Source organism: Streptococcus sp. 3613, from assembly GCF_013277375.1.
Classification (GTDB): domain Bacteria; phylum Bacillota; class Bacilli; order Lactobacillales; family Streptococcaceae; genus Streptococcus; species Streptococcus pseudopneumoniae.
On the sequence record NZ_VMMV01000109.1, the window covers coordinates 1 to 9,364 of the forward strand.

At 36.3% G+C, this 9,364-nt stretch carries 9 protein-coding genes and 1 pseudogene; 5 read left to right on the forward strand and 5 right to left on the reverse strand.

Annotation, left to right across the window (positions count from 1 at the left end; translation table 11 throughout):
* Positions 1 to 218: 218 nt before the first annotated feature.
* A complete protein-coding gene (locus HT708_RS10865; RefSeq protein WP_338132250.1) occupies positions 219 to 368 on the reverse strand; it encodes a DUF3502 domain-containing protein in 150 nt (49 codons plus the stop codon).
* A 247-nt stretch (positions 369 to 615) separates the two neighbouring features.
* On the opposite strand from HT708_RS10865, the gene HT708_RS10870 reads away from it, so the two are divergent.
* From HT708_RS10870 to HT708_RS10890, 5 genes are all read left to right on the forward strand, one after another.
* Complete coding sequence (locus HT708_RS10870) at positions 616 to 1,008, forward strand: hypothetical protein (protein WP_023941407.1); 393 nt, start codon at positions 616 to 618, stop codon at positions 1,006 to 1,008.
* Positions 1,009 to 1,155: 147 nt separating this feature from the next.
* On the forward strand, positions 1,156 to 2,232 hold the full coding sequence (locus tag HT708_RS10875) for a hypothetical protein (RefSeq protein WP_050223173.1): 1,077 nt from the start codon (positions 1,156 to 1,158) through the stop codon (positions 2,230 to 2,232).
* Positions 2,233 to 3,054, forward strand: coding sequence for a hypothetical protein (locus tag HT708_RS10880; RefSeq protein ID WP_000771482.1), 822 nt, complete (start codon positions 2,233 to 2,235; stop codon positions 3,052 to 3,054).
* A gap of 4 nt (positions 3,055 to 3,058) precedes the next feature.
* Positions 3,059 to 3,886, forward strand: coding sequence for a hypothetical protein (locus HT708_RS10885; protein ID WP_138700137.1), 828 nt, complete (start codon positions 3,059 to 3,061; stop codon positions 3,884 to 3,886).
* A 2-nt stretch (positions 3,887 to 3,888) separates the two neighbouring features.
* A complete protein-coding gene (locus HT708_RS10890) occupies positions 3,889 to 4,503 on the forward strand; it encodes an ATP-binding cassette domain-containing protein (protein WP_000130638.1) in 615 nt (204 codons plus the stop codon).
* A 191-nt stretch (positions 4,504 to 4,694) separates the two neighbouring features.
* Here HT708_RS10890 and HT708_RS10895 read toward each other — a convergent pair whose 3' ends face one another.
* The 4 genes and pseudogenes from HT708_RS10895 to HT708_RS10915 form a co-directional block, all read right to left on the reverse strand.
* Positions 4,695 to 6,170, reverse strand: a complete 1,476-nt coding sequence (locus HT708_RS10895) for an ABC transporter substrate-binding protein (RefSeq protein ID WP_172926387.1) — start codon at positions 6,168 to 6,170, stop codon at positions 4,695 to 4,697.
* 103 nt (positions 6,171 to 6,273) lie between these two features.
* Positions 6,274 to 7,197: a carbohydrate ABC transporter permease gene (locus HT708_RS10900; protein WP_000818348.1), complete on the reverse strand. Its 924-nt coding sequence runs from the start codon at positions 7,195 to 7,197 to the stop codon at positions 6,274 to 6,276.
* A gap of 13 nt (positions 7,198 to 7,210) precedes the next feature.
* Positions 7,211 to 8,140 (reverse strand): sugar ABC transporter permease, encoded by a 930-nt coding sequence (locus HT708_RS10905; protein WP_007284784.1) that lies wholly within the window; start codon positions 8,138 to 8,140, stop codon positions 7,211 to 7,213.
* A 493-nt stretch (positions 8,141 to 8,633) separates the two neighbouring features.
* A pseudogene (locus HT708_RS10915) lies at positions 8,634 to 9,191 on the reverse strand (transposase); the annotation flags it as partial.
* Positions 9,192 to 9,364: the final 173 nt, after the last annotated feature.

Genomic DNA, 9,364 nt, shown 5'->3' on the forward strand with positions numbered 1-9,364 from the left:
TTCTATCCACAACCTCAAAACTGTGTTTTGAGCAGCCTGCGGCTAGCTTCCTAGTTTACTCTTTGATTTTCATTGAGTATTAAAATAAGGATAAGAAAAAACAGGAATATCTATATCCTTGTGCCCAAAAAACCACTGCCTCCCCCAGATAAGCCTGAGGAAAGCAGTGATTCTTATTTTAGGAGTTAGGAATGAATACACGAAATCAATTTAGCTGATTATTTTTTGTTTTTCAAGAATTCATCGTATTGTTTTTGCATTTCGTTCAATACTTTTTCGTAGGCACCTTCAGATTTCAATTTTTCCATCAATTCTGGAATCGCTTTATCTGGGTCAAATATAATAAAATGAAATAAGAATCGAGCAATTTAATTTTGGAATCCAAATCAATTTATAACAATATTTTAGAAGAGATGCTGTACTATTCTAAATTCAATATAATAATTTAACCATATTTTATGAGATATGTAAATCTAATAACTTATTTTATAAAGACATTATCACATTCGAATTACACACAATCACAAATACTTTATTTTGCGGTTGACATTATAAAAAAAAAGTAGTACAATATAAATGAAATCGGTTTCACTAAAATACAAAGGAGGTATTGTGATGACAAATTTGAAAAAATGCATCGCATTAGGACTGGGAGTCGCTTGCTTACTCCCCTTAGCTAGTCAGACTGTTTCTGCTAAGATGGTGTATTTCAATCTTCATGTTACACGCGAAGACTATTCCGTTAGTAGCCGAAAAACTGAAAAAACAGACGGCTCCCCTGCTGTTGCTAATATCACAGGTGGTCTTGGTTGGGGAAAAAAGGTCAGAATTCGCGCTTGGACTGCTGCTGAGGATGAGCCTGCAACTGAGATGAAAATAGCTGATTCAAATGGTCGCTATAATCTTCGCTATAACAATGGTTATGGAACAATTGGACGCTATTATTATCTCAACGCCTCTAAATATGGTTGGCTCAATTCGAATATAACAGGACGTTTTGACCCTTAATTCGTCTCAAAACAAAAAGTAACAAACATTGGGTTATTCGCTAGTTTATCATGTGAGCGCTCACTAGCCTAACGCCCCCTTCTAAGAGTAGAGGCATCATCTAAAAAGTATCATGTCTCTGCTCCTTTTTTAAAGGAGCTTTTTACTATGAAAAAATACCTATTATTTCTACTTATTCTTCCCTTTATCTTTTTAACAGCTTGTCAATATAGCCAAAAGCAAACAACTGAGATAAATAAGGAAAATCTTCCCATAAAAGAAGGTTATAAAGAGATAACAGAGCAAATCTATCTATCAGACCAGATAGATACCTCCTATAAAGAAGAATTGCCTTTTTGGGACTCAAAAAAAGGAGACAAAGAAACATTGGTAACAGCTATCCAAAATTTTATGGGAAGCGATAGTGAAATTAGTGAAATTATTGCCGATAAGAATCCTTTAACCAGACTCCAAAAAGGAAAGACCAGAGCAGATATTACCGTCAATAAAACTGGATCATGGATTCATTTAACATCTGATCAAATATCAGATCTATCAAGTGTTTTCCACAACCTACGATTAGACGCTATTGAAAATAATCTAAATCTAACCGACTTTAAAGAAGAACTTCCATTTTCAAAAGAAGATGGTGTTAACAAAGTTAAGCAATTTCTAAATACCCTCCAATTAGGATTTGACGATTATGATTATCTCATCTACGCTATCTCAAAAGAAACACTCCTTGAGTATCTCCCAACCTACGAAAGAAATGCCAAAGAATTAAAAGGAACAAAGATAGACAAAAACAATCTGACTGATATGTGCTATGTTACTGTTTTTCCAAAACTTTCTAGTAAAAGAGTTATTGATGGCGAAACTCAGCTAGGTTCATCCGGAGAGATTAGTTTTATTCATGGTCCTGACCTAAACTTTATCATCACCCAAGCAGGGATTCAAGGAATTGATTTATCTGGTGTTATCTTACCGACTCAAAAAATAGATAAAATGGCGACTCTTTCTGTCCAAAAAGGATTAGACGTCTTAAAAGAAAAATACGAAAATTTGATTTTGGACAGTCCAATTTATATTGAGTCATTTACAATTGAGTATATACCTATTCCCACTCAAGAAAAAGAACTCTATGGAGGAAATCTCTATCGTCCCTTCCTAATCTTTACAATCAAAGAAAAAGATCGTATAGATAAAGCAGTTATCGATCCCACAAACTGGAAAGAGGTAAGTTAGATGAAACTACTTCTCCCCTTTAAATATACGCTAAAAGATTGGAGGATTTGGATTGGACTACTCTTTTCCTTAGTAGTTGCATTGATGATGTCCTATACAGATCTAACAATAAAATTAGACGGAAGAAATTCACTTGCAGTCCCTGATTATTTCATGCTCTCCTTCTCTAGAAATCTAGCAATGTCATTATATATCTTAACAGCAGCTTCCACTGTAGTAACAGACTTTTCACAAGACTACCATCAAAATAGACTTCCTTTTTTACTTAGTCGTATGTCTCTGCGACAATACGCTTCTTCCTTCGTCAAACGGTTAATTTTCCGTTCTTATTTTGTAGGACTGACCTTAGGATTCTGTTTTTTAATTCTCCTCTCCTTTTATTTTCCCCTCACTAATTCTCACTACTCATCTACTTTTAGCAATCAGTGGTTGTTAAATCAAGGATTTATATTCCTTTTCTACTTCCTTCTCATTAGTCTAATTGGACTCTATTTTGCATTCTTTACTCTATTAGGTGGAGTTCTTTCCGTTTTTTACCCTAATGTGTTAATGGTCTATCTTCTTCCAAGTACAGCCTGGTTTGTCCTCACAACATTTGGTTTAGAGAGAGTTCTCCCTTTTTTTACTCTACCACATATCGTCTTAACGACAGATGATTATTTACGAGAAGGGCTAGCATATTTTCAAGTAGGTGACGAAAACTTTCGAAATATTTTTTCGTTGCTTTATCCTTATATTTTCTTAACTCTATGGGCACTTTTGTCAATAGAGATCATTCGACTAGCTCTTAAAAAACATTGGCATTTTTATGATAAGGAGTAATCTTATGGAGATTATACGTGTAGTAACTATTCTCTTAAAACAACAATTCACCTTTAAACGATTGTTGCCTATCTTAATTTTCTTTCACCTCTATACTTTGATTTTAATGCTACCTTTTTCTAATTTAGCTAATCACTTCAAAGAAACTTATCCTGTCAGCATTGTAACTGTTCTCTTCACGAGTCAATGGTTCACTGCAATTTCTATTTTATCTGTCATACTACTATTTAGCAATCTTCCTTTAAAAGATACTTTCCAGTTTTGGTTAATCTTAAAAATCGGACAGAAAAAGTGGATGCTCTCCCAGTTTATTTATCTGATTATAGCGAGCTTAATCGCTTCGATTTACCAAATCATCAGCATTCTAATCACTTTTCTTCCTACACTACACTTTTCAAATCATTGGGGACGTCTCCTACCCTCCTTAGCTCAAGGACGTATTTCATTTCCGGAAGGTGTTGATAGCATGACGCATCTACGCTCAATTATACTGCAATATTATTCTCCCTATGGAGCTTTTTTTCAAATATTCTTATTGCTATTCCTTATGTTCATATTGATTGGGGGAGTGATTTTCGTTTTCAATAGTCATTATTCTAATTTAGGAAATACCTTAGCCTGTGGATTAGTTATTGTAGAATTATTTATTACAGAAGCTTCACGTTTCTGGATTAAATTTTTATCTCCTTTAACTTGGCTAGACTTCCATTATATTAAATACGAAGCCCATTCTGGCTTACTATCCCTACCAGAAATAATTACTCGTATCCTACTTTTATACCTTTTGCTCACCATAATCCTAGTTGTTATGAAAAAAATAAGGAGACAATAGATATGACAGACTTACATTTAAAATCTATTCGTAAAAACTATAAACACAATGTAATTTTTGAAGACCTTTCCTTTGAATTTTCCAGTGGAAATATATACGGAATTGTTGGATATAACGGTTCAGGAAAAACAGTTTTACTCAAGTGTTTAGCGGGATTAGAAGGTATAACTGAAGGAAAAATCGAATTAGATGGAAACATACTTGGAATAGATTTTCCCTTCTTACCAAGTGTAGGTGTTATTATTGAGACTCCAGGATTTCTGGAAGGTTATTCTGGTTTTGATAACTTACATCAACTAGCTCTAATCAAAAATAAAATAGGAGAGAAAGAAATCATTCAGAGTATGATAGATGTAGGACTCAATCCTAGTTCTTCTAAAAAAGTAAAACACTACTCTTTAGGAATGAAACAAAAATTAGCTCTAGCACAGGCTTTTATGGAAAATCCAGATATATTACTCTTAGATGAACCAATGAACGGACTTGATAAGCAATCTGTTCAAAAAATTCGTGAAAAATTACTCCACCTAAAAGAAAAGGGGAAACTTATTATTCTAGCTTCTCATATAGAGCAAGATATCGAATGTCTCTGTGATGAAGTTCTATACTTGGGATAAGAATGATTTATTACAGAGACAACACTCCTCATAAAATAGCAATTTTATACAAAAAGACCAACTATACCTGAATCATATTAGTTGGTTTATTTTTCATTCAAAAAATCACTGCCTTCCCCAGATAAGCCTGAAGAAAGCAGTGATTCTTATTTTAGGAGTTAGGAATGAATACACGAAATCAATTTAGCTGATTATTTTTTGTTTTTCAAGAATTCATCGTATTGTTTTTGCATTTCGTTCAATACTTTTTCGTAGGCACCTTCAGATTTCAATTTTTCCATCAATTCTGGAATCGCTTTATCTGGGTCTACAGTACCAGTGTTGATAGCTGTATCAAATTGTTGCATTGTGTTAGCAATAGCTGAGATTTCAGATTTCACATTGTCAGTATTGAAGATAAATCCAAGCGCTGGAGATTCTTTAGCTTCTGCCAATTCTTTCTTAGAATTTTCGATTTGTTGGTCTGTAACGTTTTCGTTGATGTAAAGGATCCAGTTGTTACCAGTGTTCCATCCACCCATGTGAGTGTTTCCTTTGTAGCCATCAAGAACGCGAACACGGTTTTCTTTACCTTCAATTTTTTCCCAGTTCTTGCCTTCTGGACCGTAAACAAGACCGTTCAAGAGTTCTGGATTCGTATTCAAGAGGTTCAAGATTTCCATTGATTTTTCTTTGTTCTTAGAGTTGTTTGAGATGACAAAGTTAGCAACTTGTGTTGTTTGGTTTTTCTTGATGAAGTTAGTAATTGGTTTGATTTGGATATCTTTGTTGGCAACACGTGAAAGCAAGCTGTTACCGTAGTCAGCTGGTCCTACTGTTTCTTCACGAACGAACCAAGTATCTTGTTGAAGGTCAAAGGAAGTATCGCTTGTTGCGACGTCTTTTGGAATGTAGCCAGCTTCATAGAATTTGTGAAGAGTCTTCAAGTGTTCTTTGAAACGAGGCACTTCGTAACGGTTTACAACTTTAGTAGTATCGCCTTCAAGGTCGATAACGAATGGAAGACCGTTTGCTACTGGGTAGTCAAAGTTATCAGATGGGATGAAAACTTTACCAATAGCAAATGGTACTACGTCTGGAGCTTTTTCTTTAATTTGTTTCAAGACTGGCTCAAGAGTTTCGTAAGAAGTAACACCTGAAATATCGATACCATATTTAGCAAGGAGAGTTCCGTTGAAGGCAAAGTTTTGAGATGATGCAACGTTGGCTGCAACTGGAACAGCGTAAATCTTACCATTTACAGTATTACCCTTGATGTAAGCTGGGTCAAGTGCCTTGTAAAGGTCTTTACCTTCTTTTTTGTACAATTCTGTCAAGTCAGCGTAAGCACCTTTTTGAGCATTTACAATATAGTTATCTGCAAAGGCAATATCATAGTTTTCACCAGATGATGTGATAACTGACATTTTCTTACCATAGTCACCCCAGCCAAGGTATTGGATATCCAATTTGGCACCAACTTTTTCTTCGATGATTTTGTTGGCATTTTCTAGCAACTCATCCAAGTTGTCTGGTTTGTCACCGATTTGGTACATTTTGATAATAGGTTTGTCACCTGAATCAGCAGCTTTTTTGCTGTTACCTGTCAAGTTTCCACAAGCAGCAAGACCTGCAGCCAAAGCGACTACACTAGCAGATGCAAAAGCATATTTTTTCCAGTTTTTCATGATAAAAACTCCTTTTTTTATTTTTAAACTTATAAACAATGTAATGATGTTAACTTCACGCAAGGGAAGTTGGGAACTGAGAAATGTTTTTCCTCAATAAGCACTATTCTTTCACACCACCGATAGTTAAACCTTTTACAAAGTAGCGTTGGAAGAATGGATACAAAATCGCGATTGGAAGGGTTGCAACCACAACCATGGCCATACGTCCCGTTTCTTTCGGTAGAGCAACTCCCAGTTGACCAGTCAAGCCGACCGCTTTGGCGATGTAGTCCATATTTTGCTGGATTTGCATAAGCAAATATTGCAATGGATACAAGTTGTCACTCTTGATGTAAAGAAGGGCGTTGAACCAGTCATTCCAGAAACCAAGTGCTGTCAAAAGCGTGATGGTTGCGATACCTGGTAGTGACAATGGCAAACAGATTTGGAAGAAAATCCGAGCCTCACTGGCACCATCGATACGAGCCGATTCGAGAATGGCTTCTGGAATGGTCTTCTTGAAGAAGGAACGCATCAAGATGATGTTAAATGGTGAGAGAAGCATTGGAACAATCAAGGCCCAAACAGTATCCCCAAGCTGAAGCACACGGGTCACCATGATATAACCTGGTACCAAACCAGCGTTGAACAACATACTGAGAAGGACGAAGATGGTAAAAAATCTGCGATACTTAAATGTTGTCCGTGAGATAGCGTAGGCATAGGTTGTTGTGATAAAGACATTTGTAAATGTCCCAACTACGGTTACAAAGACAGAAATGAAGAGGGCTTGTAAGATTTTATCCTTAAACTGTGCCAAGAACTCAAAACCGTCTAATCCAAATTGGGATGGGAAGAAGCTGTAGCCGTATTGGAGGAGGCTTTTCTCGTCCGTCACTGAAATAATGATAACGAATACGAAGGGTAGGATACAAGAGAGGGCAATCAAACCCGAAATGATACTGAAGAAGATATCTGCTTTCTTACTGAAGGAGTGAATGCCGACATTATCAATTTTTTCTTTTTTAATTTTCTTTTCTGCCATATTCTCCTCCTTTCTAGAACAAAGCTGAGTTTGGATCAACTCGTCTTGCAAGTAAGTTTGATAGAACCACCAGAATCAATCCGACTACTGATTGGTAGAGACCTGCTGCTGAAGCCATCCCGATGTCCGCTGTCTGAGTCAAACCATTATATACATATACGTCCAAGACGTTGGTTACGTTATAAAGCTGACCAGCATTGTGAGGGATTTGGTAGAAAAGACCGAAGTCTGCACGGAAGATATTTCCAACTGCAAGGATGGTCAATACGGTTACCAATGGTGTCAACTGCGGAATGGTTACATTGCGAATCCGTTGCCATTTGCTAGCTCCGTCTACTGTCGCTGCTTCGTAGTAGGTTGGATCAATTCCCATAATCGTCGCATAGTACATGACACTGCTATATCCAAAACCTTTCCAAATACCTAGGAAAAGTAGGAGATAGGGCCAAATTCCCAAATCAGCGTAGAAGTTGACTTCTTTTAGACCAAGACTTTCCAATAAATGGTTGAACACCCCTTTATCAATATTTAGGAAGGCATCTGTAAAGAAACTGATGATAACCCAAGACAAGAAGTAAGGGAACAACATAGAAGTTTGGAAAATCTTCACCATTCTCTTGGAACGGAGTTCACTGAGGATAATGGCAATCCCTACAGATACAACTAAACCTAGAAAGATAAAGCCAAGATTGTAGAGGACCGTATTTCGTGTGATAATAAAGGCGTCTCTTGAACTAAATAAGAATCTGAAATTATCGAGTCCGACCCATTTACTATTTATGATACTATCTATGAAACCATTACTGGTCATGTGGTAGTCTTTGAAGGCAACCACGTTCCCAAATACTGGAATGTAGAAGAATAGAATCAACCAGAGTGCCCCTGGCAAAACCATCAAGAGAAAGATCCAGTTATCTCTCAAGGTTTTTGAAAACTTATTCATAATTTCCTCCCTTTTTATTTTGATATCCATCTAAAAATTCTTTTTTAGACTTTTGATAACGATTACATTATTAGTATACTCCTATTTGTAGATTAGGTTAAACTCCTAATTATAGAAAAAACTCCACAAATTATGTAGCAGATTTAAAACTTTATCACCACTATCAAACAAATGTTCTAAATCAATTGTTTATTTTATCTCTATTAGCCTAATGATAGATACCTTGTTATGACGCACTGACACTAAATTTTAGGACAACTGATGCTAGCTAGTATTTTCAGAAGAAAAGTAACCGTCCAATAACGAAGTATATTGAAAAATCTCCAGACTAGAGAACTTACGGATAGTTCCTAATCTGGAGATTTCTTATTTGCACTTTTCTTGTACAACTTTATTCCATGGTAAATAAGCCTCTAAAACCTCTTTGTTTACGAGAGTTGCCTCGTTTGGGAGTGGCTTCAAAAAATTTCCTTCTCACATGCGCCCAACATCCAACAAGTTCAGCTTCTTCCAGTTGATGATAAGCTTCTAGCGGTTCGCAGTTTACCAAGCTTAGCGTCGCCTTGCTCCTAAACCTTGGACTGCTATCGCATAGGCAGAACTAGAGGACTAAAGTCCTAAGTTACTGCCGCAACATATCACAATGCACATAGCCAGAATAATCTCCTAGGAATTCTTGTACTACTGAACCACTTCGACGCTGATCATGGTGGTAAAGCCTAATCCCTTGTTTCTCTGATTTTCCAGACAAAAAAGTCCAATAGTAGGTCAGATGGCTATCACTTTCTAAGACCCGATAAGAGGTTTCATCCGCATGAAGAAGAGCGTGTTCTAACAACTTTTCTCGTAAAAGCTTATAAAGGGACTCTAAATAGTATTGACTCGTCTTGATATGCCAATTAGAGATTTCCTTACGTGTGATTGGTAAACCCATCTTAGCCCAATCTTCTTCTTGGCGATAATTACGAACTTTAAGCAGCATATCATTTCTCTTTTTAGAATCAAAATGTCGAGATTGTGGAATCTCTACAGGAACAATAGGTTGTGGCATTAAAATATCCGTAACCGCCCAATAACGAAGTATATTGAAAAATCTCCAGACTAGAGAACTCACGGATAGTTCCTAATCTGGAGATTTCTTATTTGCACTTTTCTTGTACAACTTTAGTCCATGGTAAATAAGCCTCTAAAACCTCTTTGTTTACGAGAGTTTCCTCGTTTGGA